22 protein-coding genes and 1 riboswitch are annotated in these 25,074 nt (G+C 55.4%); of the genes, 13 read left to right on the top strand and 9 right to left on the bottom strand.

Translation table 11 applies throughout. The features are described from left to right. Positions 1–695 precede the first annotated feature (695 nt). The gene (uvrB, locus tag GN242_RS14315) at positions 696–2,720 is read left to right on the top strand and encodes an excinuclease ABC subunit UvrB (RefSeq protein ID WP_154752067.1); all 2,025 of its coding nucleotides are present in this window, start codon (positions 696–698) and stop codon (positions 2,718–2,720) included. Positions 2,721–3,131: 411 nt separating this feature from the next. Here uvrB and GN242_RS14310 read toward each other — a convergent pair whose 3' ends face one another. Beyond that, entirely contained in the window at positions 3,132–4,040 is a 909-nt protein-coding gene (locus tag GN242_RS14310; protein WP_154752066.1) for a gluconeogenesis factor YvcK family protein, read from the bottom strand. 165 nt (positions 4,041–4,205) lie between these two features. Next, positions 4,206–4,341: riboswitch (molybdenum cofactor riboswitch) on the top strand. Here GN242_RS14310 and moaA point away from each other — a divergent pair. From moaA to GN242_RS14280, 6 genes are all read left to right on the top strand, one after another. Beyond that, positions 4,332–5,318, top strand: coding sequence for a GTP 3',8-cyclase MoaA (gene moaA, locus GN242_RS14305; protein WP_156287710.1), 987 nt, complete (start codon positions 4,332–4,334; stop codon positions 5,316–5,318). (Overlaps the previous riboswitch by 10 nt.) 11 nt (positions 5,319–5,329) lie before the next feature. Continuing rightward, positions 5,330–5,845 carry a molybdenum cofactor biosynthesis protein B gene (gene moaB, locus GN242_RS14300; protein ID WP_154752065.1) on the top strand — a complete coding sequence of 172 codons (516 nt, stop codon included), beginning with the start codon at positions 5,330–5,332 and terminating at the stop codon, positions 5,843–5,845. Continuing rightward, positions 5,846–6,331, top strand: coding sequence for a cyclic pyranopterin monophosphate synthase MoaC (moaC, locus tag GN242_RS14295; RefSeq protein WP_154752064.1), 486 nt, complete (start codon positions 5,846–5,848; stop codon positions 6,329–6,331). Then, on the top strand, positions 6,324–6,569 hold the full coding sequence (gene moaD / locus GN242_RS14290; protein WP_154752063.1) for a molybdopterin synthase sulfur carrier subunit: 246 nt from the start codon (positions 6,324–6,326) through the stop codon (positions 6,567–6,569). The genes moaC and moaD overlap by 8 nt, the downstream gene beginning before the upstream one ends. 1 nt (position 6,570) lies before the next feature. After that, positions 6,571–7,023, top strand: a complete 453-nt coding sequence (gene moaE / locus GN242_RS14285; RefSeq protein WP_154752062.1) for a molybdopterin synthase catalytic subunit MoaE — start codon at positions 6,571–6,573, stop codon at positions 7,021–7,023. Positions 7,024–7,059: 36 nt separating this feature from the next. Continuing rightward, positions 7,060–8,151 carry a DUF1615 domain-containing protein gene (locus GN242_RS14280; protein ID WP_156287709.1) on the top strand — a complete coding sequence of 364 codons (1,092 nt, stop codon included), beginning with the start codon at positions 7,060–7,062 and terminating at the stop codon, positions 8,149–8,151. A gap of 129 nt (positions 8,152–8,280) precedes the next feature. Here the strand turns inward: GN242_RS14280 and GN242_RS14275 are convergent, their stop codons facing one another. After that, complete coding sequence (locus GN242_RS14275; RefSeq protein ID WP_154752060.1) at positions 8,281–10,227, bottom strand: methyl-accepting chemotaxis protein; 1,947 nt, start codon at positions 10,225–10,227, stop codon at positions 8,281–8,283. A gap of 227 nt (positions 10,228–10,454) precedes the next feature. On the opposite strand from GN242_RS14275, the gene GN242_RS14270 reads away from it, so the two are divergent. After that, positions 10,455–11,165, top strand: coding sequence for a Bax inhibitor-1/YccA family protein (locus GN242_RS14270; RefSeq protein ID WP_154752059.1), 711 nt, complete (start codon positions 10,455–10,457; stop codon positions 11,163–11,165). A gap of 41 nt (positions 11,166–11,206) precedes the next feature. After that, positions 11,207–11,599 (top strand): hypothetical protein, encoded by a 393-nt coding sequence (locus tag GN242_RS14265; RefSeq protein ID WP_156287708.1) that lies wholly within the window; start codon positions 11,207–11,209, stop codon positions 11,597–11,599. 98 nt (positions 11,600–11,697) lie between these two features. Here the strand turns inward: GN242_RS14265 and GN242_RS14260 are convergent, their stop codons facing one another. The 3 genes from GN242_RS14260 to GN242_RS14250 are packed head-to-tail and all read right to left on the bottom strand — an operon-like array spanning position 11,698 to position 14,650. Beyond that, entirely contained in the window at positions 11,698–12,648 is a 951-nt protein-coding gene (locus GN242_RS14260; RefSeq protein ID WP_154752057.1) for a lysylphosphatidylglycerol synthase domain-containing protein, read from the bottom strand. Continuing rightward, on the bottom strand, positions 12,648–13,892 hold the full coding sequence (gene clsB / locus GN242_RS14255; protein ID WP_156287707.1) for a cardiolipin synthase ClsB: 1,245 nt from the start codon (positions 13,890–13,892) through the stop codon (positions 12,648–12,650). The genes GN242_RS14260 and clsB overlap by 1 nt, the downstream gene beginning before the upstream one ends. Beyond that, on the bottom strand, positions 13,889–14,650 hold the full coding sequence (locus GN242_RS14250; protein WP_154752055.1) for an endonuclease/exonuclease/phosphatase family protein: 762 nt from the start codon (positions 14,648–14,650) through the stop codon (positions 13,889–13,891). Before GN242_RS14250 ends, clsB begins: the two co-directional genes overlap by 4 nt. A 182-nt stretch (positions 14,651–14,832) precedes the next feature. Between GN242_RS14250 and GN242_RS14245 the strand changes: the two genes are divergently transcribed. Next, entirely contained in the window at positions 14,833–15,222 is a 390-nt protein-coding gene (locus GN242_RS14245) for a YbhQ family protein (RefSeq protein WP_156287706.1), read from the top strand. 32 nt (positions 15,223–15,254) lie between these two features. Here GN242_RS14245 and GN242_RS14240 read toward each other — a convergent pair whose 3' ends face one another. Further along, a complete protein-coding gene (locus tag GN242_RS14240) occupies positions 15,255–16,397 on the bottom strand; it encodes an MFS transporter (RefSeq protein ID WP_154752053.1) in 1,143 nt (380 codons plus the stop codon). 271 nt (positions 16,398–16,668) lie between these two features. Here GN242_RS14240 and rhlE point away from each other — a divergent pair, with 271 nt between their 5' ends. From rhlE to GN242_RS14225, 3 genes are all read left to right on the top strand, one after another. After that, positions 16,669–18,105, top strand: a complete 1,437-nt coding sequence (gene rhlE, locus GN242_RS14235; RefSeq protein WP_154752052.1) for an ATP-dependent RNA helicase RhlE — start codon at positions 16,669–16,671, stop codon at positions 18,103–18,105. Positions 18,106–18,163: 58 nt separating this feature from the next. After that, the gene (gene dusC, locus GN242_RS14230; protein WP_154752051.1) at positions 18,164–19,108 is read left to right on the top strand and encodes a tRNA dihydrouridine(16) synthase DusC; all 945 of its coding nucleotides are present in this window, start codon (positions 18,164–18,166) and stop codon (positions 19,106–19,108) included. A gap of 240 nt (positions 19,109–19,348) precedes the next feature. Further along, positions 19,349–20,530 carry an MFS transporter gene (locus GN242_RS14225; RefSeq protein WP_156287705.1) on the top strand — a complete coding sequence of 394 codons (1,182 nt, stop codon included), beginning with the start codon at positions 19,349–19,351 and terminating at the stop codon, positions 20,528–20,530. Positions 20,531–21,014: 484 nt separating this feature from the next. Here GN242_RS14225 and GN242_RS14220 read toward each other — a convergent pair whose 3' ends face one another. The 3 genes from GN242_RS14220 to GN242_RS14210 form a co-directional block, all read right to left on the bottom strand. Next, positions 21,015–22,181 carry a L,D-transpeptidase family protein gene (locus GN242_RS14220; protein ID WP_154752049.1) on the bottom strand — a complete coding sequence of 389 codons (1,167 nt, stop codon included), beginning with the start codon at positions 22,179–22,181 and terminating at the stop codon, positions 21,015–21,017. Positions 22,182–22,363: 182 nt separating this feature from the next. Beyond that, positions 22,364–24,178 carry a glycoside hydrolase family 15 protein gene (locus GN242_RS14215; protein ID WP_154752048.1) on the bottom strand — a complete coding sequence of 605 codons (1,815 nt, stop codon included), beginning with the start codon at positions 24,176–24,178 and terminating at the stop codon, positions 22,364–22,366. 124 nt (positions 24,179–24,302) lie between these two features. Then, positions 24,303–25,070 (bottom strand): FadR/GntR family transcriptional regulator, encoded by a 768-nt coding sequence (locus GN242_RS14210; RefSeq protein ID WP_154752047.1) that lies wholly within the window; start codon positions 25,068–25,070, stop codon positions 24,303–24,305. Positions 25,071–25,074: the final 4 nt, after the last annotated feature.

Genomic DNA, 25,074 nt, shown 5'->3' with positions numbered 1-25,074 from the left:
TGGTCAGCGCCGCTAAACAGTTGCCGATGGCAAATAGCAGGCTGCACCGGGCCAGTGCCGCAGGTGAATCATCCATGGTGCAGCTGCCATGTAAAATGGCAGCGCTAAAAATTTCCCGGCAGGATGGCAGGTTAGAAACGTGTACAAACGGTGCATAACTCACCCTTTGTGGGGCGTAACCGGGGGCTTTTCGCCACGAAAAAAAAGCAAAAAAAAATATTTGGCAGCGGGAAGTGAGCGTGGGGACGATTTATACACATCAGACAGGTCAGGCGCTGAAAACAGTTATCCACCATTCCTGTGGATAACCTTGTGCATTAACGTCTGAAAACTTACGCCAGGCGAGACGGGGCGCGGCTTACGTACGGGTTGGTGCGAAACTCGGCTTGTTGTTAATATTAATTTAAATCAATATGTTAGTTAAAATCAATACGGAGGAATATCCAGACTTGATCTGCCGGAGGTTTTACCGGGGGGCGCTTGACAAATGTTAAAAACCCAAAGGATCTGGGGATAAGCCTTTAAGGAACTTTTCGCATACGTTTGCGCAACGGGGTGCAAAAGTGCAGCTCTGCTATTAGTTGGAACAGTATGAAAAACAACTGTAATTTTATCCAGTCTTTTTTTCTGGCAAAATCGTCATGTCGGAGTAGAATTAGAGTCCGGTTCGCGCACATCTTCATCAGGTAGCCTTCATGACCAAAGCTTTTAAACTCAACTCCGATTTCAAACCCTCTGGCGATCAGCCGGAAGCAATTCGCCGTCTGGAAGAGGGGCTGGAAGATGGACTGGCGCATCAGACGCTGCTCGGGGTAACCGGATCGGGAAAAACCTTTACCGTTGCCAATGTGATTGCCGATCTCAACCGGCCAACGATGGTGCTGGCACCGAATAAGACGCTGGCGGCGCAGCTCTACGGCGAGATGAAAGAGTTTTTTCCCGATAATGCGGTCGAGTATTTTGTCTCTTACTACGATTATTATCAGCCTGAGGCTTATGTTCCCAGTTCTGATACCTTTATCGAAAAAGACGCGTCGGTAAACGAACATATTGAGCAGATGCGTCTTTCTGCTACCAAGGCGCTGCTCGAACGGCGCGATGTGATCGTGGTGGCCTCGGTTTCAGCGATTTACGGCCTGGGCGATCCCGATCTCTATCTCAAGATGATGCTGCATCTTACGCGTGGAATGGTTATTGACCAGCGCGCGATTCTGCGTCGTCTGGCGGAGCTGCAATATACCCGTAACGATCAGGCTTTCCAGCGCGGTACATTCCGCGTACGTGGCGAAGTGATTGATATTTTCCCGGCAGAATCTGATGACTACGCGCTGCGCGTTGAACTGTTTGATGAAGAGGTTGAGCGCCTGTCGATTTTTGACCCGCTGACCGGGCAGATTGAGTCGGTGATCCCGCGTTATACCATCTACCCGAAAACCCACTACGTCACACCGCGTGAGCGTATTTTACAGGCGATGGAAGAGATTAAAGTCGAACTGGCCGAGCGTAAGCAGGTGCTGCTGGCGAACAATAAACTGCTGGAAGAGCAGCGCCTCAGCCAGCGCACCCAGTTTGACCTGGAGATGATGAACGAGCTGGGTTACTGCTCCGGCATTGAAAACTATTCACGCTATCTTTCTGGCCGTGGCCCGGGCGAGGCGCCGCCGACGCTGTTTGATTACCTGCCGGCCGATGGCCTGCTGGTGATCGATGAATCCCACGTTACCATTCCGCAGATCGGCGGTATGTACCGGGGTGACAGGGCGCGTAAAGAGACGCTGGTCGAGTACGGTTTCCGTCTGCCGTCGGCGCTGGATAACCGCCCGATGAAGTTTGAAGAGTTCGAAGCGCTGGCACCGCAGACGATCTATGTTTCGGCTACTCCGGGTAACTATGAGCTGGAGAAATCGGGCGGTGACGTGGTGGATCAGGTGGTGCGTCCGACCGGCCTGCTGGATCCGACCATTGAAGTACGTCCTGTCGGTACGCAGGTGGACGATTTGCTGTCTGAAATTCGCAAACGCGTGGTGATAAACGAACGTGTGCTGGTGACGGTACTGACCAAGCGTATGGCCGAGGATCTTACCGAATATCTGGAAGAGCACGGCGAGCGGGTGCGTTACCTGCACTCAGATATCGATACCGTGGAACGCGTGGAAATTATCCGCGACCTGCGCCTCGGTAAGTTTGATGTGCTGGTAGGCATCAACCTGCTGCGTGAGGGGCTGGATATGCCGGAAGTGTCGCTGGTGGCGATCCTTGATGCGGATAAAGAGGGCTTCCTGCGTTCTGAACGCTCGCTGATCCAGACCATTGGACGTGCGGCGCGTAACCTTAACGGTAAGGCGATTCTTTACGGCGATAAGATCACCCCTTCCATGGCGCGCGCAATTGGTGAAACTGAACGCCGCCGTGAAAAGCAGGAGCAGTACAACCTGGAGCACGGTATTGTTCCGCAGGGCCTGAATAAGAAAATTGCCGATATTCTGGAGCTGGGCCAGGGGCTGGCGAAAAACAAAGCGAAGGTGCGCAGCATGAAAGGGCGCAGCATTGTGGAAGATGATGCAGAACATATCGACCTGTCACCGCAGGGGCTGCAAAAACGTATCCACCAGCTGGAGGCTCAGATGCAGAAACATGCGCAGAATCTGGAGTTTGAAGAGGCTGCTCAGGTGCGCGATCAGCTGCATCAGGTGCGCGAGCTGTTTATCGCGGCATCGTAACAAGGCCGGACGAGGCATGCCTCGCCCCTACGTAGAATCGCACCCCCGCAATTATGCTGCCGGATATCGTTTCCGTAGGGGTCAGGCACGCCTGACCCGTTGCGTGGTATGAATCGCCCCCGCAATTATGCCGCCGGATATCGTTTCTGGTAGGGGGCAGGCACGCCTGACCCGTTGCGTGGTATGAATCGCCCCCCGCAATTATGCCGCCGGATATCGTTTCCGGTAGGGGTCAGGCACGCCTGACCCGTTGCGTGGTATGAATCGCCCCCGCAATTATGCCGCCGGATATCGTTTCTGGTAGGGGTCAGGCACGCCTGACCCGTTGCGTGGTATGAATCGCCCCCCGCAATTATGCTGCCGGATATCGTTTCCGTAGGGGTCAGGCACGCCTGACCCGTTGCTGCACACTTACACCATCGCCTGCACCGCATGCTCCAGCGCCTGACGCAACAGCTGGCGGTCATGGCGATACGGAATATCACCGGCCTCCAATGGCTCCTGAATCACCAGGCGCCCGTCCAGCTGGCTGCTGTCGACCTTTGGCCCCAGCACCAGCGCATCAATGACCCGCTTGCCTATCGCTTTTTCCATCATCACCAGCTTATCCGCCACCGTCAGCTTTGCCGCAGCCGGGCTAAGTTCTTTACCGAGATTGCCAATAAACACCATGGTGGCTGGAGTACGCCGCAGGGCCTGAGCTATTTCCGGCAGCAGCAGCACCGGCATCAGGCTGGTGTAAAAACTGCCTGGCCCAATCAGAATCAGATCCGCTTCGCCAATCGCCTCCACGGCTTCACGCGTGGCGCTCACTGCCGGGGAGAGCATCAGCTCCTGCGGTGGCTGCGCCATCTGGTCAATCTCCGTTTCGCCGTAAATTAAATGGCCATCACCATCCAGCGCCACCAGATCGACCGGCTGCTCAGACATCGGGATGAGAAAAGCATCCACTTTCAGCAAATTACGGATCAGGTTAATAGCTTCAAAAGGCCTGACGCTGAGGTGATCGAGCGCTTTCAGCATCAGATTGCCCAGGTTATGTCCCGCCAGTTCGCCGTTCCCGGCAAAACGATACTCAAACATAGCTGAGGCCACGCTGGGTTCGGCAATCAGTTGATTCAGGCAGTTACGCATATCGCCCCAGGCGATGCCCCCTTCCGAGCGGCGGATGCGCCCGGTGGAGCCACCGTTATCGGTGGTGGTAACAATTCCGGTCAGGCGTGAGCCAAGAGGTGAAAGGGCAGACATCACACGGCCAAGACCGTGTCCTCCCCCTAATGCGACCACGCGGTCGAGGTCAGCTAAAGTGCGATTTCGCATCGTATCCATCATCATCAATACTAATTATTTATAAGCGCTATTTTACGCTAAACGACAACGAAAGTGCCGGGAAAATACGTTATATATCATTATATACAACGAAATATCGTGCTGGTAACCCTGGGGCATTAGCGTTAACATTTCAACCATCACGCTTTACCGATGTTCGGTAGATCACACTTAAGCCCTGATACCTGTGTCCTTGAGGATATGGTGTCCTGGCCGCAACCGTTGAGTTGCCAGGGTGCAGAAAGAAATGACTGCATCTCCCTATTTGGAAAGGTGTCACAGGTGCCACAATTTACTGATAACTTTGCGCGCAGGTTTTATTACCTGCGCCTGTCGATTACTGACGTATGCAACTTCCGTTGTAATTACTGCCTGCCTGACGGCTATAAACCGCAGGGGGCGCAGAATAAAAGCTTCCTTTCGCTGGATGAAATCCGCCGCGTTACCCGGGCCTTTGCTGCTGCGGGCACGGAAAAAGTGCGCCTGACCGGCGGCGAACCTTCGATGCGCCGTGATTTCACCGAGATTATCGCCGCAGTCCGCGACAACCCCTCAATTCGCCAGATAGCACTCACCACCAACGGATATCGCCTGCAACGCGATATCGCGCAGTGGCGTGCTGCCGGTTTGACGGCGCTTAACGTCAGCGTTGACAGTCTGGATGCCCGCCAGTTTCACGCCATTACCGGGCAGGATAAATTTCATGAAGTGATGCGCGGCATTGACGCTGCGTTTGATGCCGGGTTCAGCAAAGTGAAAGTGAATACCGTGCTGATGCGCGATGTTAACCATCACAGCCTCACGACCTTCCTTGAATGGGTGCGTACCCGTCCCATCCAGCTGCGCTTTATTGAGCTGATGGAGACCGGGGATGGCGGTTCGCTATTCCGTAAGCACCATATTTCCGGCCAGGTGATCCGCGATCAGCTGCTGCAACAGGGCTGGGTACAGCAGCTGCGTGCACGCAGTGACGGCCCGGCGCAGGTGTTCTGCCATGCCGACTATCAGGGCGAAATTGGCCTGATCATGCCTTATGAAAAAGATTTCTGCGCCAGCTGCAACCGTCTGCGCGTCTCTGCCACAGGCAATCTTCATCTCTGCCTGTTTGGCGATGGCGGGGTACCGCTGCGCGATCTGCTGGCGGATGACAGCCAGCAGACGGAACTTCAGGCGCGTATTGCCGGCAGCCTGACCACGAAAAAAGAGACGCATTTTCTCCATCAGGGCAATACCGGCATTACACAGAATCTTTCATTTATCGGTGGTTAAAAGGAGTTTATATGAGCAAAGGTACCACGGATTTTATTCCCCTTAACGTGGCGGTGTTGACCGTTTCCGATCGCCATACCGCAGAGACTGACAGCTCAGGCGACTACCTGCGCGCAGCGTTGACGGAAGCCGGGCACCACACTTTTGAGAGTGGCATTGTGACGGATAACCGCTACGCCATCCGCGCTGCGGTTTCTCGCTGGATTGCCAGCAGCGATGTGCAGGTGGTGCTGATCAACGGCGGCACAGGTTTTAATGAAAAAAACTGTACGCCAGAGGCGCTGCTGCCGCTGTTTGACCGTGAAATCGAAGGGTTTGGCGAGCTGTTCCGCATGATCTCATTTGAAGATATCGGTACTTCGACCCTGCAATCCCGTGCGGTGGCGGGTATGGCCAATGGAACGCTGGTAATGGCTATACCCGGTTCGACCGGAGCCTGTCAGCTTGCCTGGGAGCGCATCATTCAGGATCAGCTTGATGCCCGTACCCGTCCCTGTAATTTTGTCTCGCATGTGAAGAAGCCGTAAATGTCTCAGTTAACTCATATTAATGCCGCCGGAGAGGCGCATATGGTGGATGTCTCCGCCAAGCAGGAAACCGTGCGCGAAGCGCGGGCAGAAGCCTATGTGGTGATGCTTCCGGAGACGCTGCAAATGATTATTGATGGCAGCCACCATAAAGGTGATGTATTCGCCACGGCACGTATTGCCGGTATTCAGGCGGCCAAACGAACCTGGGAGCTGATCCCGCTGTGCCATCCGCTGTTGCTGAGTAAGGTGGAAGTTTCGCTGACTGCTGAACCTGAGCACCACCGGGTACGCATTGAATCACTCTGCCGTCTGACGGGTAAAACCGGCGTGGAGATGGAGGCGCTGACTGCGGCCTCGGTAGCCGCGTTGACTATTTACGACATGTGCAAAGCCGTACAGAAAGATATCACCATTGAACAGTGCCGTCTGATAAGCAAAAGCGGCGGTAAATCTGGCGATTTTCAGGCGGTGACTCATGATTAATGTGCTTTTTTTCGCTCAGGTACGTGAGCTGGTTGGTACCGAAAGTCTCGAACTGCCTGCGGAATTTGCCGATGTTGAAGCGCTGCGCAGCCAGTTAGCCCGTAAGGGTGACCGCTGGGCGCTGGCGCTGGAATCCGGCAAGCTGCTGGCGGCGGTCAATCAGACGCTGGTATCGATGCAGCATCCGGTAAAAGCCGGGGATGAAGTGGCCTTTTTCCCGCCGGTCACCGGAGGTTAAAATGGAAACCCGAATTCGCGTAGGCAGTGCCCCCTTCAGCATGAGCGATGAGTATCAGTGGCTGGCGGCATCCGATCTTGACGGTGCCGTGGTGACCTTTACCGGCAAGGTGCGTAACCATAATCTTGGTGATAACGTCAGCGCACTCAGGCTGGAACACTATCCCGGCATGACCGAAAAGGCTCTGGCGGAGATCGTCGATGAAGCGCGTCAGCGCTGGCCGATGCAGCGTGTCACGGTAGTCCACCGCATTGGTGAGCTGTTTCCCGGCGATGAAATTGTTCTGGTGGGCGTCAGCGGCGCACACCGGGGAGCGGCCTTTGCCGCCGCTGAATTTATTATGGATCAGCTAAAAACTCGTGCACCGTTCTGGAAACAGGAAGCCACCGCCGGGGGTGACCGCTGGGTTGCCGCCCGCGACAGCGACCATCAGGCCGCAGAACGCTGGAAATAGCACAATTTTTATTTTCACTCTGGCTTAAGGAATTTCATGCCCCGCTTTTCCCTGCACACTCTTTTGCCGCTGGCTCTGCTGGTGCTGGCAGGCTGTAGCCATCAGCCATCGGAGACTTCACCAGCCCAGCGCCCGACCGATGTTAAAGCCGATATTGCCCGCCTGCTCCCCGCAGGCGTCAGCGATCGCCAGGGTTGGACGCAGGATATCTTTGTGGCGTTCAACAGCCAGAATATCACCCCTGATGTCAGCAACATTTGCGCAGTTATCGCGGTGACCGCTCAGGAGTCGAACTTCAGCGCCGATGCTACGGTGCCGGGCCTGCCGAAAATTGCGTGGGCTGAAATCGATCGTCGCGCCGGACAGCTGCATATTCCGTCATTCCTGGTGCGCACCGCGCTGATGATCAACTCCCCGACGGGCAAAAGCTATGCCTGGCGACTGGATCATGTGAAAAGTGAAAAAGAGTTGAGCGAGGTGTTTGATGATTTTATCAATATGGTGCCGATGGGGCAGAAACTGTTTGGTAATCTGAACCCGATCCACACCGGCGGGCCGATGCAGGTCAGCATTGCATTTGCCGAAGCCAACGCCAAAGGTTATCCGTATCAGGTTGATGGCTCTATCCGTCGCGAAGTGTTTTCCCGCCGTGGCGGCATGTGGTTTGGTACCCGGCATCTGCTTGGCTATCCGGTTAACTATCCTTCGCCGCTCTACCGTTTTGCCGACTTCAACGCGGGCTGGTATGCCAGCAGGAATGCTGCATTCCAGGCTGCGGTATCCCGTCTGAGCGGAATTCAGCTGGCGCTGGATGGCGATCTGATTAACTACGGTTCGGACAGTGCGGGAGCAACCGAGAAAGCGGTGCGTTCCATCGGTAAACGGCTGGATTACAGCGATCGGGAGATTCGCCGGGCGCTGGAGAAAGGGGAGAGTATCGACTTCGAGAAAACCGATCTGTGGAAAACAGTCTTTGCCCTGGCTGAGAAAGATGCCGGGAAAAAACTGCCGCGTGAAGTGTTACCGGGGATCAAGCTTTCAAGTCCAAAGATTACGCGTAACCTCACCACAGCCTGGTTTGCTCAACGCGTGAACAGCCGCTATCAGCGCTGTATCAGTCAAAAATAAAAACCTGAGAGTGGGTAGATCGGAAAAGTGGATGGGGCGATCGAAAAAAATGATCGGCCCCTACCGTTAAATATCTGACATTTGTCGAGGGGCTGACCAATTTTTCGGTCAGCCCGTCATCCTCAGTGCTTATACTGATTCCAGCTTGAAAATCTGCACTGTCTGCGCCAGCGTTTTCGCCTGGTCTTCCAGCGATGCGGCGGCGGCAGACATCTGCTGTACCAGCGCGGAGTTCTGCTGCGTTGCACCGTCCATCTGATTTACCGCCACGGTGACCTGACCAATTCCCTGTGACTGCTCATCGGAAGCGTGAACAATCTCGCCGATAATCGTTTTCACTGAGTTTACCGCCTGCGTCATCTCCTGCATGGTTTTCCCGGCGCTCTGCACCAGTGTTACGCCATGATCAACACGCTCGGTCGACTCGCTAATCAGGGCAGAAATATCCTTAACCGCATTCGCACTGCGCTGCGCCAGACTGCGCACCTCTGCCGCCACTACGGCAAAGCCACGGCCCTGTTCGCCCGCGCGGGCTGCTTCTACCGCCGCGTTCAGCGCCAGGATATTGGTCTGGAAGGCAATGCTGTTGATAATGCTGGTGATGGCACCAATTTTTTGTGAGCTTTCGTCAATCTGCTGCATGATCTGCACCACCTGTGCGACCAGCTGCTCACCACGTTGGGCAATATCAGTGGCATTATCGGTCAGCGCTGTGGCCTGATGGGCGTTATCGGCATTGTGTTTCACCGTTGCCGTTAGCTGCTCCATACTGGCTGCCGTCTCTTCCAGCGCCGCCGCCTGCTGTTCGGTACGCGAGGCGAGGTCAAGGTTACCGCTGGCAATCTCCTCTGCACCCTGGCGCACAGAGTCGCTGGCGAGAATAATTTCACCCACCATATTGCGCAGCTGATGTTGCATGGTCTGCATGGCGAAGAAGATACTCTGCTGATCGTTCTCTTTTACCGGAATGTTGGCGCTGAGATCGCCTTCTGAGACCGCCAGTGCGATATCGGCCGCCTCGCGGGGTTCACCCCCGATTGGTTTAGCCACCTTGCGGCTAAAGACCAGTCCGAGCACGCCGCACACCACCACAATACTGATGACCATCATGATCAGCGCATACATCAGCTGGCGGTTCGCGGCGGCCATCACCAGATCAACTGGCGCGACCACGCTCAGATACCACGGATTCTTACTGTTACCGACCGTCACAGGACGCCAGGTTTGCAGTACCTCCTCACCCAGTACCGGATCGAAATGCTGCACTATTTTGCTGGTAAACCCGTTTGTTTCGCCTTTGTACGGTTTCCCGGCATCATCTTTCACCGGGCTGGATACCACCTTACCGCCAGTCGAGAGCAGCATGGCATAACCGCTTCCTTCCCAGGGTTTGATTTTACTGAGGCGCTGTTGCAGTGACGCCAGTGAAATATCAGAGGTGGTAACGGCCTGTACTTTGCCATTATCAAAAATAACCGCAGCGACTGAGGTCAGCAGGGTAGGGACACCATCATAGGCGTAGCTGTAGGGTTCTGACAGTGTATCGCGCTCAAGCTTACGCGGCACCAGATAGTAATCCCCGGCACCAGGAGTAAGAAATGAGCCCATCAGGTGTGATTTATAACTGCCCGTTTTGTCACGATCCACATAACGCGAAAAGCGGCCTTCCGGTGGGGAACCTGGCTGGCTGGCAAACTCAGCATCGCGACCATCAAAGGCATTGGGTTCAAACACTACCGACATCGACAGGTAACTTGGGTTGAGTTTCAGTGAGTAGATCATCTGCTGTTCAGCGATGGCGCGGTCGCTGATACCGGCAGCACGAAGTCCTACCAGGCTCTGCCCCATTGTGGCGGCCACGGTACGGGCGTAATCCAGCTCATTTTGTACTGACAGCGCCTGGCTCTGGGCAATTTCCCCCAGATAATCTTCAGACAGTTTTTTCTGTTGCTGGCTGGACTGCCAGCTCAACAGGCCAATTGTCACACTGAAACCGAGGGTAATAGTGAGCACCCCGGTCAGCAGCATTAGCGTACGGGTACTCATTTTCTTTTTTGAAACCGGCTGACTTTGCATCTGACTTCCCCCGATGTAGCAAAAAGGTGATCGTTATGTGACTTCCTGTGATTAAAATTCCCTGTGAGCGATCTATCGGCAGAAGTTGAGCGATCTTTATCCACTATTTGTTACGTGCTGTAATTAAACTTAACGAGTATTCAATCGGGGCCTGGAGCAGAGTGGCGGAGAGAGGGCACTCTGTGCCAGACTGTCCATAATTTAATTCACCTTATAAGGGGAGCATCATGGATCGATATCCACGTTCCAGTGATTCAATCGTACAGCGTGCCAGTACCGGGCTGTCTGTGTATATGGCGCAGGTCTACGGCTGGATGACCTGCGGACTGCTACTGACCGCCTTTATTTCCTGGTATGCGGCGAATACACCGCAGGTGATGGAACTGGTCTTTGCCAACCGCATCACTTTCTTTGGTCTGATTATTGTGCAGCTGGGGCTGGTGTTTGTGCTGTCGGGGATGGTGCATAAGCTCAGTGGCGGCGTGGCGACCGGCCTGTTTATGCTCTACTCAGCGCTGACCGGGCTGACGATGGCCAGTATCTTCCTGGTCTATACCTACTCTTCAATTGCCAGTACTTTCCTGGTGACGGGCGGGATGTTTGGCGCGATGAGCCTGTGGGGCTACACCACAAAACGCGATCTGAGCGGAATGGGCAGCATGCTGTTTATGGCGCTGATCGGTATTGTGCTGGCTTCGCTGGTTAATATCTGGCTGAAGAGCACGGCGCTGATGTGGGCAGTTACCTATATCGGGGTGGTGGTGTTTGTTGGCCTGACGGCCTACGACACCCAGAAGCTGAAAAATATCGGTGAAGGAATTAACGTTGATGACAAAGAGAACCTGCGTCGCTACTCGATTATGGGTGCGCTTACGCTGTATCTCGACTTTATCAACCTGTTCCTGATGCTGCTGCGTATCTTCGGCAACCGCCGTTAATTACTGCTGACGTAAGTTTTCATTCTCGGTAAGGGTCAGGCATGCCTGACCCTTCTGCTATCTGCGTTCCGGGCGCGGCATGCCACGCCCCTGCGTTGGTACTGGCTGTCGTGGATGCTGCCACGTTAACCCCCGGGCGCGGCATGGCATGCACCTGTGCTGGTACCGGATGTCGTGGATGCTGCTGCGTTAACTCCCGGGCGCGGCATGGCATGCACCTGTGCTGGTACCGGCTGTCGTGGATGCTCCTGCGTCAATCCCCGGGCGCGGCATGGCATGCACCTGCACTGGTACCGGCTGTCGTGGATGCTGCTGCGTTAACCCCCGGGCGCGGCATGGCATGCACCTGCGTTGGTACCGGCTGTCGTGGATGCTGCTGCGTCAATCCCCGGGCGCGGCATGCCACGCCCCTGTGTTGGTACCGGATGTCGTGAATGCACCTGCGCTGGTACAGGCTGTCGTGGATGCTGCTGCGTTAATATCATCGCTTTTCGTAGGGGTCAGGCATGCCTGACCCGCAGCGCCTCAATCTTTACGCAAGATTCTTCTCCCGCAGCGACTTCGCACGCCCTTCCAGCCACAAATAGAGCACCAGCGCCAGCAGCAGCGGAGCGATAAAGTAAAGCACCCGATAGGCCAGCAGCGCGGCGATAATCGCCCCATGTGAAATCGGCTCGCCCCGCAGCAGCGCAAGAAACACCGCCTCAAGCACGCCAATCCCGGCCGGAATATGAATAATCACCCCGGCAATACTGCTGATCAGCAGCACGCCCAGTACCTGAGGGAAATCGACTTTCTGCATCAGCAGCAGCCAGATAATTGCCCCCATCACCAGCCAGTTAGCGCTGGATACGGCAAACTGAATCAGCGCCATACGCAGTGACGGTAGCGCCAGCTTGTGTCCTCTCACCGTCCAGCGGCGTTTTTTAGAAAAGGCACATAGCGCCAGATAAACCACCACAAAGGCCAGCAGCGCGATGCCCGTGATACGCAGCGCCCCGGCACCTATAAACCAGCCCCCAGGCACGCTGACCATCCCGCTGCTGAATACCACCCCGGCCACCAGAACATAGCCCAGCCAGTTGGTGGCAATACTGAGCGAAAAGATGCGCGTAATAGTACTGCCATCAAGCCCCAGTCGGGAGTAAAGGCGGTAGCGCATCGCGACGCCGCCAACCCAGGTGCTGAGTGTCAGGTTAAAGGCATAACAGATAAAAGAGACCAGCATTACCTGGCGCTTTTCCAGCTTATGTCCGCAGTAGGCGCGGCCAATCAGATCATACAGGCCGTAGGTCAGATAGCTGACAATCACCAGCGCCACAGAGCCTAAGATCGCCACCCGGTTATAGTTGACCACCACATCCCATACGTCGTGCCAGTTTACCTGGCGGGCATAAACCACCAGCAGCACAGCTACCGCGACAAAGAACAGGCCGGTCAGGACTTTCCTGGTACGTTTCCAGAGTAGTGAAGAAGTTGCCATCAGGGTTTTGCTCCGCTATTTTCCGTTTCCACCCGATCCTGAGTTTCCATCTCGGGCTGAACCGGAGCGGATACCTGTGCCAGTTTTGGCGTATGCGCCGGTAGCCAGCCTGCGATAGCCGGGAAATGGCGCAGGAAGTGAAATACCACCACGCTTTTGCTTAACTGCCACCAGCTGCGCTTTGGAAGCTGACTCTCATAGACACGCTGGCAGTCTGCTGACAGCAACGCTTCCAGGTTTTCACGCATCTGCTGATTAAAATTACGGTCGTGGATCATCAGGTTGGCTTCCAGATTCAGCGACAGACTAAGCGGATCAAGATTGCTGGAGCCGACGGTAGCCCACTGGCCGTCCTGAACTGCAATTTTGGCATGCAGCGGGCGGCGACAGTATTCATAGACTTCAACACCGCCTTCCACCAGATAGTTGTACAGCAGCTCCGCGCCAACTTTCACAATCGGCATATCCGGCTTGCCCTGAACAATCAGCCGCACGCGCACTCCGCGCCGCGCCGCCTGGCGCATCTCCCGCAGCAGGCGGTAGCCGGGGAAAAAATAGGCGTTAGCGATAATCACGTCCTGTTTGGCATTTTTCAGCATCTCAATATAGTGCTGTTCGATATCGTCGCGATGCTGATCGTTATCGCGATACACCAGCAGCGCCTGGGCATCGCCGGGCGTACTATTTTGTGCCGGACGATGGGAACGGTGACCCCACCAGCGATGGTTTTTCTGTTCGCTGCCCATCTCTTGCTGCACATAGTGCGCAATATCCCCGACGATCGGACCTTTAACCTCCACCGCATAATCCTGTTTAGCCTCAGGGCCAAAACTGACGTTATGTTCTGCGGAATAATTAATGCCACCCACAAAAGCGATTACCCCGTCGATAACCACGATTTTACGATGGAGGCGGCGGAACAGATTGGTTCGCATGCCTAACACCAGCGGACGCGGATCGTAATAGAGAAAACGCACCCCGAGTGAGGTAAGGCTATGGACGAATTCATCAGAGAGATCGGGTGAACCGTAACCATCCACCATCATTTCAATTTTTACTCCGCGCTGCGCTGCTGCCAGCAGCTCCTTATGGAGCGCGTTGCCGACTTCATCCTCAAACAGGATAAAAGTTTCCAGCAGCAGGCTGTGTTCTGCGCGGCGGATCGCACCGAAGACCCGGGGAAAAAACTGTTCGCCATTTTCCAGCAGCGTTATCTGGTTGCCTTCGCGCCAGCTATAACTCATAGGTGGATCTCCACGGCGAGCGGTGCGTGGTCAGAAAGATGCGACCAGGGGCGCAGCGGAATAGTTTGCGGATGGCTGATTCCGGCATTGCGTACATAGATGCGGTCAAGCCGCAGCAGAGGGAAACGGGCAGGGAAGGTGCGTGCCGGACGACCATTTTTTCGGCTGAATACCTCCTCCATTCCGGCATCTCGTTTCAGAATGGCATTTGCGCGCTGGCGCCAGTCGTTGAAATCCCCGGCGATCACCACCGGTGCATCGGGCGGCAGCTCATTAACCAGCTGGCACATCATTTTTAGTTGCGCCATGCGGTGCGCCTCGCGCAGGCCGAGATGAACGCAAAGAATATGTAGCGTTACCGGGGAGTCCGGAACCTGAAGCTGGCAGTGCAGAATGCCCCTTTTTTCGGTACCTGCAACGGAGATGTCCCGGTTGTGGTAATCGACGATCGGCAGGCGCGACAGTACGGCATTGCCATGATGACCCTCCGGATAGACCGCGTTGCGCCCATAGGCAAAATTTTTCCACATGGTATCCGCCAAAAATTCGTAATGAGGGGTTTCAGGCCAGTTGGCTACCTGCAATTTATGCAGGGCATGGCTGCCCATCACTTCCTGTAACAACACGATATCAGCTCCGGTAGAACGTACGGCATCACGCAGTTCTGGCAGGATAAAGCGTCGATTAAAGGCGTTAAAACCCATATGAGTGTTGATCGTCAGGACTTTAAATGAAAATCCTTGCGTTTTTTGTGACATACTTAGGACACTACCTTCATAACTTATGAAGGATAAAGTGTAGTCTTTGTCACAAAAGTGTGGCGGGATGCGCGTTAATTTGCAGCATAATCCGAAAACTACGTTAGTCTGAGGAAACTAGTTACTGGCCGGTGTCAGTAACCCGCTTGGGCAACCTCAGCCGAGGATGCCAGGAGAAGAGCATGAAATGGTCTAATCGTATTCAGATTGTCACTGGGCAAAACTGCATACATATCGCACTGCACCTGTTGCTGATCGCCGCACTGGTGTGGGGGTGGAAACATCAGGCCCTGTTACAGGTCAGCACTATTTTACTGGCGATGTATGCCAGCGTGTTTGCCGCGATGTTACTGACCCAGCGTCTGCCACGCCTGCGGCGTATTGGCGATTTTCTTGAAGATGTGACCACCACCTACTATTTTGGCGCCGCGATGCTGGTGCTGCTGGTGCTGTCACGGGTGATCCACAACAACCTGCTGCTGTGTGCCGCAGGAGTCGTGATGTTAGCCGGCCCTGCGCTGGTATCACTTCTGGTGAAAGAGCGGACGCAGCCGAGTCAGCGTCCACGCTAATCCCCTGCGGGCCACTTCGGTGGCCCGTTTGCTTACTGCCTCTCTGGCTGTGGTTTTAGCCATAGCGTCATAATCAGCAATATCACCACTCCCAGCGCCATCAAACTGAACGCCTGCTGCAAACTTCCCAGCGCCTGGCGAATAATGCCTGCCAGCAGCGGTGTCAGGCTGGCAATGATGTACCCGCCACCCTGTACAAATCCCATCAGCTTGCCTGCCTGTGCGGGCGTTGCCGCATGTTCAAGAGTGACAATTAACGACAGCGGGAACAGAGCGCCAATTCCCAACCCCATCAGCAACATTGATGGCACCGCCAGCACAGACGGGGCGGCGGTCATGCAGATAAGCCCGGCGAGTAACAGCCCGAGTACAGGTAACAGCAGACGGCGTCGGTCACGGAAGCGGGGGAGTAGAGCCGCTACCAGCAGCCCGGAAACCACTTCGGTCAGGGTCAGCCCGGCCAGCAAATAGCCGCCTTGCTGTGGCGACCATCCCTCCTGTACAAAGAACGGCGGCAGCCAGGCCAGCACCAGCGTGTAAGCCCCGGTGCCGATGCCAAAGTAGAACATCAGCAGCCAGGCACGACGATTTAGCGGCGGTACATCAACGGCTGTTATCTGCCGATCGGTAGCCCGATTGCCGCAGCGGCTCCACAGCACCGCAGCAAGCAATGCAGGCAACGACCACAGCGCCAGTGTATTTTGCCAGCCAGCAGCGGTCGCCAGCGGGGCGGCACTGGCCGCTGCCAGCGCGGCTCCACCCATGATTGCTGTGGTATACAGCCCCATTAAACGGCTACTCTGTTGCGGGTAGTGCTGTTTGATCCAGCCGGGTAAAAGGGCTTGCACCAGCGCGATGCCTATCCCTGCCAGCAGTGCAGTGGCAATCAGCCCGGCAGGCTGCCACCAGATGCCGCGTACCATACAGGCGGCGGCAATAATCAGCGCCCCGAGCAGTACACCGCGAAATGTTCCGGGCCAGCGTTGCAGGTAACCTCCTGCCAGCGCACACAGCCCCATCGCCATCACCGGTAACATGCTGAGTAAACCCGCAGCGCTGCTGGAAAGCGACGTATCATGCTGAATAGAGGCCAGCAGCGGGCCGGGTAACGCCAGCACTGGCCGCAGGTTAAGACCCAACAACAGCAGTGCAATCAGGGGAAGTAACAGCCTCATGGTCTGTCCTTGTACGGCAAAATGTGCTGCTACGTTAATGCGTTGTGGTCAACATCAAGTGATCGTTTGTGTGCTGTTACAGGCTGTTGCGCATTTTCGGATAACTCAAAAAGAATAACTCCCTGTTGATGGTGGGGATCTGATATAATCCCAGTCTTACGCACCGTGGTTTGTGCTCTCTTTCAAGCGTCAGGAATGATCCTGGCGTCAACTCTCCCCCTGGAAACTACACCGTTATGCGGTCAGGGCGGATCCGGAGTCAGTCAACTTTATGTCATTTGATTCTCTCGGCCTTAATGCCGATATTTTGCGCGCTGTTGCAGAACAGGGCTATAACGAGCCGACGCCAATTCAGCGCCAGGCTATCCCGGTAGTACTGGCTGGTCGCGACCTGATGGCCAGCGCTCAGACCGGTACCGGTAAAACAGCAGGTTTTACCCTGCCGCTGCTGCAACTGTTAAGCAGCAATAACCCGCACCCTAAGGGCCGTCGCCCGGTGCGCGCACTGATTTTGACCCCAACCCGCGAACTGGCGGCTCAGGTGGGCGAAAACGTGCAGGAATACAGTAAGTATCTTGATATACGCTCGCTGGTTGTGTTCGGCGGCGTTAGCATTAACCCGCAGATGATGAAACTGCGCGGTGGTGTGGATGTACTGGTAGCGACCCCGGGGCGTCTGCTGGATCTGGAGCATCAGAATGCTCTTGACCTGTCTCAGGTGGAAATCCTGGTGCTGGATGAAGCCGACCGTATGCTCGATATGGGCTTTATTCACGATATCCGTCGCGTGCTGGCAAAACTGCCTGCAAAGCGTCAGAACCTGCTGTTCTCTGCCACTTTCTCTGATGAGATCAAGACCCTGGCGGAAAAACTGCTGCACAACCCGGAAGAAGTTTCCGTGGCGCGCCGCAATACCGCTTCTGAGCAGGTGACGCAGCATGTGCATATGGTTGATAAAAAACGTAAGCGCGAGCTGTTATCCTTCCTGATTGGTCGTGATAACTGGCAGCAGGTGTTGGTCTTTACCCGTACCAAGCACGGCGCTAACCATCTGGCCGAGCAGCTGAATAAAGACGGCATTACTGCCGCCGCTATCCATGGTAACAAGAGCCAGGGCGCACGTACTCGTGCTCTGAGCGACTTTAAAGAAGGTAAAATCCGCGTGCTGGTGGCAACGGATATTGCTGCCCGTGGTATCGACATCGAAGAACTGCCGCACGTGGTGAACTACGAGCTGCCAAACGTGCCGGAAGATTACGTACACCGTATCGGTCGTACGGGTCGTGCGGCAGCCGTTGGTGAAGCGCTGTCTCTGGTCTGTGTGGATGAACTCAAGCTGCTGCGTGATATCGAGCGCGTGCTTAAGCGTGAGATCCCACGTATGGCGATTGAAGGCTATGAGCCTGATCCAAGCATTAAAGCTGAACCTATCATCAACGGTCGCCAGCAGCAGCGCGGTGGAGCAGGCGGTGGACGCGGTCGTCCAGGTCAGGGCCAGGGCCAGCGTAGCAATGGCGCAGGCGATCGCAGTGCCAGCGGCAGTCGTACAGGTAATGGCGGCGGCAACGGCGGTGAACGTCGTCAGGGCAATGCTAACGGCAGCAGCACAGGTGCCGCACGCGGTGCCCGTCCTGAAGGCGGTAACGGTGGCGCACCACGCGTCAACAAAACCCGTCCACGTCGTTCCAACCCGGCGAACAACGGCTAATTATTAATTGGGGGGAGGCGCTCGCTTCCCCCTCTCTTTTCCCATCCACAGGTTTACCATGCGCGTATTACTTGCCCCGATGGAAGGCGTTCTCGATTCGCTGGTGCGTGAACTGCTGACCGACGTCAACGACTACGATCTCTGTATTACCGAATTTCTTCGAGTAGTGGATGCACTGCTGCCGGTGAAATGCTTCCAGCGCCTCAGCCCCGAACTTGATCATGACAGCCGTACGCCGTCAGGCACCCGTGTGCGTATTCAGCTGTTAGGTCAGTATCCGCAGTGGCTGGCAGAAAATGCTGCCCGTGCAGCAGATCTTGGCTCCTGGGGGGTGGATCTCAACTGCGGCTGCCCGTCAAAAACCGTTAACGGTAGCGGCGGTGGCGCAACGTTGTTAAAAGATCCTGAGCTGATTTATCAGGGAGCAAAAGCGATCCGGGCAGCCGTTCCTGCCCATCTTCCGGTGACGGTAAAAATTCGCCTGGGCTGGGATTCCAGCGCGCGGCAGTTTGAAATTGCCGATGCGGTACAGCAGGCAGGGGCCACGGAGCTGGCGGTACACGGTCGTACAAAAGAGGATGGCTACCGCGCTGAGGCGATCAACTGGGCGGCGATTGGAGATATTCGTCAGCGGTTGTCAATTCCGGTTATCGCCAACGGTGAAATCTGGGACTGGCAGAGTGCACAGGACTGTATGCAGGCGACGGGCTGTGATGCGGTGATGCTTGGCCGTGGTGCGCTGAATGTGCCGAATCTCAGCCGGGTGATTAAATATAACGAGGCGCGTATGCCCTGGCCGCAGGTCGTGCAGCTGCTGCAAAAGTACGTCCGTCTGGAGAAGCAGGGCGATACTGGCCTGTATCACGTTGCGCGTATCAAACAGTGGCTGGGTTACTTACGCAAAGAGTATCAGGAAGCGACTCCGCTATTTATGCAGGTTCGGGTGTTGAAAACTTCCGCTGAAATTGCATCAGTGATTGATGGAGTGGGCAGGGCATCGTAAAGGTATAGCGGGTCATTACAGATCCGTTATCCGTTCGTCGCATACCTTATCGCCATCATAAAGCTTGCCTGAATCAGCGGGCTAAATTGATTGCTGTAACCGTAGCTTCAGTTTCCCCGGGGCAATTTATCTGCCATCGAAAAAAACAGCATTGTAATAAGTTGTCTCTAAACGGAACGAGATCTGTTAGCAAGCTAAGGGTATGATGTAACACATATCGCATCTTTTTCTGGCCCCGCTATGTCCGCTATTCCTGCTTTAACCAATGCCCAGCTGAACAAACGTATTATCTCTGTCGTAATATTTACCTTCTTTTGTTATCTGTCCATCGGCCTGCCGCTGGCTGTGCTGCCGGGCTACGTCCATAACCAGCTGGGCTACAGCTCCTTTATCGCCGGGCTGATTATCAGTTTGCAATATTTTGCCACCCTGGTCAGTCGGCCGCAGGCGGGGCGCTATGCCGATCTGCTGGGGCCAAAGAAAGTGGTGCTGGTGGGGCTGATCCTCTGCGGTGCCAGCGGCCTGTTTACGCTGTTTGCAGTACTGATGGATGCCTCGCCGCTGATCAGCCTGCTGCTGCTGGCGGTGGGACGAGTGGTGCTGGGCTTTGGTGAGAGCCTGACGGCCACCGGTTCGATTCTCTGGGGCATAAACGTGGTGGGCACCGTGCAGAGCGCACGCGTTATTTCGTGGAACGGGGTAGCCACCTATCTCGCGATGGCGATGGGTGCACCGCTTGGTGTGATGCTCAATACGCTGTTCGGTATCCCCGGCTTTGCCGTACTGATTATGCTGATGGCCGCCTTTGGCTACTGGCTGGCGACACGTCGCCCGGCGGTTCAGGTGGAAGTGGGGCAGCGCATTCCCTTTACCAAAGTGTTTGGCAAAATCTGGCTGTATGGCCTCTGCCTGGGATTAGGCACCGTCGGCTTCGGCACCATTGCCACCTTTATCACGCTCTATTTCTCCAGCCATAGCTGGGAGGGAGCGGCGTTCTCCCTGACTCTGTTCAGCATCGGTTTTATTCTGATGCGTCTGCTATTTAACAATAGCATCGCCCGCTACGGTGCCATCCGCGTTTCGCTGGTTTCTTTCGCTATCGAGTGCGCCGGACTGCTGCTGATCTGGCAGGCCAGTAGTATCTGGATGGTTGATCTCGGTGCATTTCTTACCGGCAGCGGTTTCTCGCTGATTTTCCCGGCCCTCGGGGTGGAGGCAATCCGCCGTGTACAGCCGCAGAATCAGGGTTCGGCGCTGGGGCTATATTCGGCTTTTCTTGACTGCGGGCTGGGCATTACCGGGCCGGTGGCCGGGCTGCTGATTGGGCGCTGGGGTGTTGATGCAATCTATCTGGCGGCGGCAGGAGTGGTACTGCTGGCGGTGGCGGTGATGTCAGGTTTGCTGGCAAGAGGGGACAGATAGCAGGTCGCCCACTGGCGCGTGACAGCGAAATGGCATTGGTGCAGATCCGCCTTTTTACCTGTGCAGCTGCCTGGCTGGTATTGCGGCGGCGAGAAAAAGGATAAAAAAATAGGAGAAGGGTTAACGCCTTCTCCGGGTGGAATACTGGTCTGTGCCAATACAACCAGTAAAGGAATTGTGAGAACAATAACTATTCTCTAAGGCCTATTGTTGTCGAGGGTGTTAACAAGCGACTGCTAACACGTAGGTAAGGTAAGCCAATGGAGAGGGGGGGGTAAAACAGTTTGTGCTGTGTTGTATGGTAATTCGCAGTTTATTATCTGGCTGGAACCTGGCTTAACTCTTACTGGTTATAATTCCGTTGCTTAGTGCCGTAGTCACTCTTTTCTCGCTTTTTTTTCAGCACTTTTCGATCGCATGAACTCACCAAAAATAAAAACCCCCGCACCAGATGGCACGAGGGTTCTCAGACAGCAGCAGGAAATTAAGGCTTCGTCGTGCTGTAGATCGGGCCTGGCTGAGTCAGCGCCGGGATCGCAGGTGCCGCAGTATCGGCAGTGGCCGGAGCTTCAGGGGCAGCTTGAGCATCGGTGGTTGCCGGAGCATCAGTTGCCGCTGGCGTCGCAGCGTTTGCACCTTCAGTAATCGCCGGTGTTGTTGGCGTTTCCTGTGGCTGTGCACCTTCCTGCTCCTGAACCAGTACCGGGGCAGAAGGCTGGCTTTCCGCAGTGCCGTTCACTTTGACCGGCATACCAGAACGGGCTTTCAGTGCTTCTTCCATCACAGCGGTATTCACGCTGGCATCAGAAACCACCTTATTAACCGCAGCCGTCAGCGTCAGCGGAACCGGTTCGCGGGAAGCAAACTGCTCTTCAGTCTGTGACAGCGGGTTATGGATCTCAACATAGCGCGAACCGTCCGGCTCTACCGTTGCTTTTACTGGCTGATCAATAAACTGAACACGCGTGCCAACCGGCACATTATCGAACAACCATTTAATATCGTCAGCACGCAGACGAACACAGCCGTGGCTTACGCGCAGACCGATACCAAAGTTGGCGTTGGTACCGTGGATGGCGTACAGACGTCCGATATACAGTGCATAAAGGCCCATCGGGTTATCCGGGCCAGCCGGGAAGACTGCTGGCATAGATTCACCGCGTGCGGCGTACTCTTCATGCATCTTCTTGGTTGGCGTCCAGGTCGGGCCATCTTTTTTACGCTGAACGGTAGTTGTCCAGTTAACCGGCGTATCTCTGCCCAGCTCACCGATGCCGATTGGCAGAACCACCACGGTTTTGGTGCCTTTCGGGTAGTAATAGAGACGCATTTCCGCGCTATTGATCACAATGCCTTCACGCGGAGCTTCTGGCAGGATCAACTGCTGAGGAATGATCAGCTTGCTGCCTGCTTTCGGCAGATAAACGTCAACGCCTGGGTTTGCTTCCATAACGTTGCTCAGGCCCATCTTGTACTGCGCAGCAAAAGCTTCCAGCGGAAGTTTGCTATCTTCTGGGATGGTAATTTCCAGGTTTTCCCCAATCAGGCGGCTGTTCGCGGCCGGAAGAGAGTAAACCACTGCGAAGGCAGAGTGGCTGAAAGCCGCAACGGCCAGAATCAAGGTGACTAACGCACGGATGTTCTTTTTCATAGTAATTTCAGGTGTAGCGCCATGTAGACTGTTGATAAACGACCCAATACTGGCCAACTGTGACCGGCTGCACATTATATGTGCATTATGGCCCCGGATGAAACCAGGATTTTCCTTGTTGAACTATCTTTACGATAAAATGTCCGTAAAGGCATCATTTTGGCGATGCATTGTCCGGTCTTTCAGGGTTGCCAGAGCGGATCTTTACCGCTCAGTTTACGGTCGAGGAAGAAAGCCGCGCTGATCAGTGCCAGATGGGTCAGCGCCTGGGGGGTATTTCCTAACGGATGACCATGACTGTCAAACTCCTCCGCGTAGAGGCCGAGGTGGTTGGCGTAATTTAGCAGCTTCTCAAATTCAAAATGCGCTTCATCAATGCGCCCGGCCCGCGCGAGGCACTCAACGTACCAAAATGAGCAGGCGGCAAATGCGCCTTCTTCTCCCTGCAGGCCATCGGCTGGCGTTTCACTGACGTTGTAACGTCGTACCATACCGTCGCTGACCAGTTTCTCTTTGATGACATCCAGCGTCGCCAGCCAGTCAGGATCCGTGGCACCAACAAAGCGCACCAGCGGCATCAGCAGCATTGAGGCATCCACGAATTCGCCGTGGCGGGTTGCCACAAAATGCCCCCCTTTTTTATGCCAGAAGTTTTCCCAAATATCAGCGCGGATGGCATCGCGCGCGGCGGCCCAGCGTGAGGCGGGCATGGAGAGCGAGCGCTTTTCACCCAGGCGCAAAGCGCGATCCAGTGCCACCCAGCACATCAGACGCGAATGAAGAAAATGCTGCGGCTCACCGCGCATTTCCCAGATACCTGCATCAGTCTCATTCCAGTGCTCAACCACATAGTCAATCATCCTGCTGACGTGGTTCCAGCCGCGCTGAGATATCGCCTCACCATATTTATTAGCGAGATAGATGGCATCCATTAATTCACCGTAGATATCCAGCTGCGACTGGTGCCAGGCGTCATTGCCGATGCGTACCGGGGTCGAACCGGCATAGCCAGAAAGGTTGAGCAGCTCACTTTCGTGCAGCTCGGTTCCACTGTCGATGCGGTACATTACCTGAAGTTTTTCAACCTCGTTATGGCTGTTTTCTACGCAGCGGCCCACCCACTGCGTGAAGTTTTTTGCTTCGTCGATATAGCCAAGACGCATCAGGGCATACATGCTGAAAGAGGCATCGCGGATCCACGCGGCGCGATAGTCCCAGTTGCGCTCGCCGCCCGGCTCTTCCGGCAGGCCAAAAGTGGCGGCAGCGGCAATGGAACCGTGCTGCCAGGAGGTGAGAAGCTTCAGCGTCAGCGCCGAGCGGTTCACCATCTCCCGCCAGCGGCCCTGGTAGCTGCTCTGAGCGCTCCACTGCCGCCAGAATGCCAGAGTGGCGTCGAAGCAGCTTTCGGTGCCATCTTCTTCGCGCTCCGGATCTTCATTGCCACCGAAGATAAATTCGCGAGATTCCCCTTCCTCCAGAGTAAAGCGCGCTACGGCTGCGGCCCCCTCAAGTGTAAACTCCGCCTCACCCGTCAGGCAGAGCGTCGGCTGCCCTTCGGCATGAAACGTTACCGCCCCGGGGTGCAGGGTGGCGCGGGTTTCTGCACGGGCGTAGTCGTGTACCGGGGCGCAGCGCAGATTAATGGTGGCGCGGCCATGTACCACGTTAATACGGCGGATAATACGTGGCTGGCGATCTTCCCGCTGGCAGACCGGCATATAATCGGTCACCTCCACCACACCGCGATCGTCCAGCCAGCGGGTTTGCAGCAGGGTGGTATCAGGCAGGTAGAGCTGCATACGGCGGGCATCAGGCCAGTCCGGGCTGAGGCTGAACAACCCGGCATCATCGCTGTCAAGCAGGGCGCTGAATACCGATGGGCTGTCGAGGTTGGGCCAGCAGAAATAGTCGAGTGAACCGTCAGTAGCAATCAGTGCACAGGTACGCAAATCACCAATGACGCCGTGGTCTTCAATCTTTCGTTTTATAGTATTCATGGAATTAACTATAGACGCTGTTTCCGTGACCCGGGTGGGCTAAGGGCATGGAGTAGCGCGTTTTTTGATGAGGGTGAGCGGTTGTAGCAGGGGCCAGGCATTCCTGACCTCGACCTCGCTTTACTCAGCTATCATCGCGCAAAAAACGATCCTCCAGCGTTGCCTGCAAGGCCAGCATCGCCTGTTCGGCATGCTGCATATGGTCACGCATAATGCGCTCCACGGCAGTGGGATCCTGGCGGCGCAGCGCATCAATCAGCTGATACTGATATTCAATCCCCTGACGACGGTCAACCGGCTGCGGTTGCTGATATATATCTTTGCACACGGCCAGATCCTTTAGCAGGCGTTGCAGAAAACGGCAGAAGAAGGCCAGCAGCGGATTAGCTGAGTAGCTGGCTACCACGCTGTGAAAATCCAGCTCGGCCATGCGCTGATCCCAGCGCTCCTGCTCGCTGGCTGGGGGATGATCGTATACACGAATCAGCTGATGCAGCCGTTGAAAACCCGCCTCATCAATCTGACCTATGGCGCTGACTGCCACCTGCGGCTCGAGGGTTTTACGCAGCGCATAGATATGGCTGATGCTCAGTTCACGGGTGAACAGATAGTTCGACAGCAGGCTCATGGCGCGGGCCTCTGGCATACTGTCGATAAATGCGCCGCCACCGGGGCCGGTGCGCGTACGGATCAGTCCCTGGGCTTCCAGCGCTTTCAGGGCTTCACGCACCGTACTTTTGCCTGCGGCGAAACGCAGCATTAAATCTTTCTCCTGCGGCAGTCGATCGCCGGGGAGCAGGTTATCATCAACAATGCTCTGTTTAATCGCGTCGATAATCGTGTCGGTACGTTTACGCTTTACCGCCTCGGGGGGCGTCGATACTGAAGACATGGTC

The organism is Erwinia sorbitola (assembly GCF_009738185.1).
In the GTDB taxonomy this organism is placed as follows: Bacteria; Pseudomonadota; Gammaproteobacteria; order Enterobacterales; family Enterobacteriaceae; genus Erwinia; species Erwinia sorbitola.
This window is presented reverse-complemented; position numbering and strand designations above follow the sequence as displayed.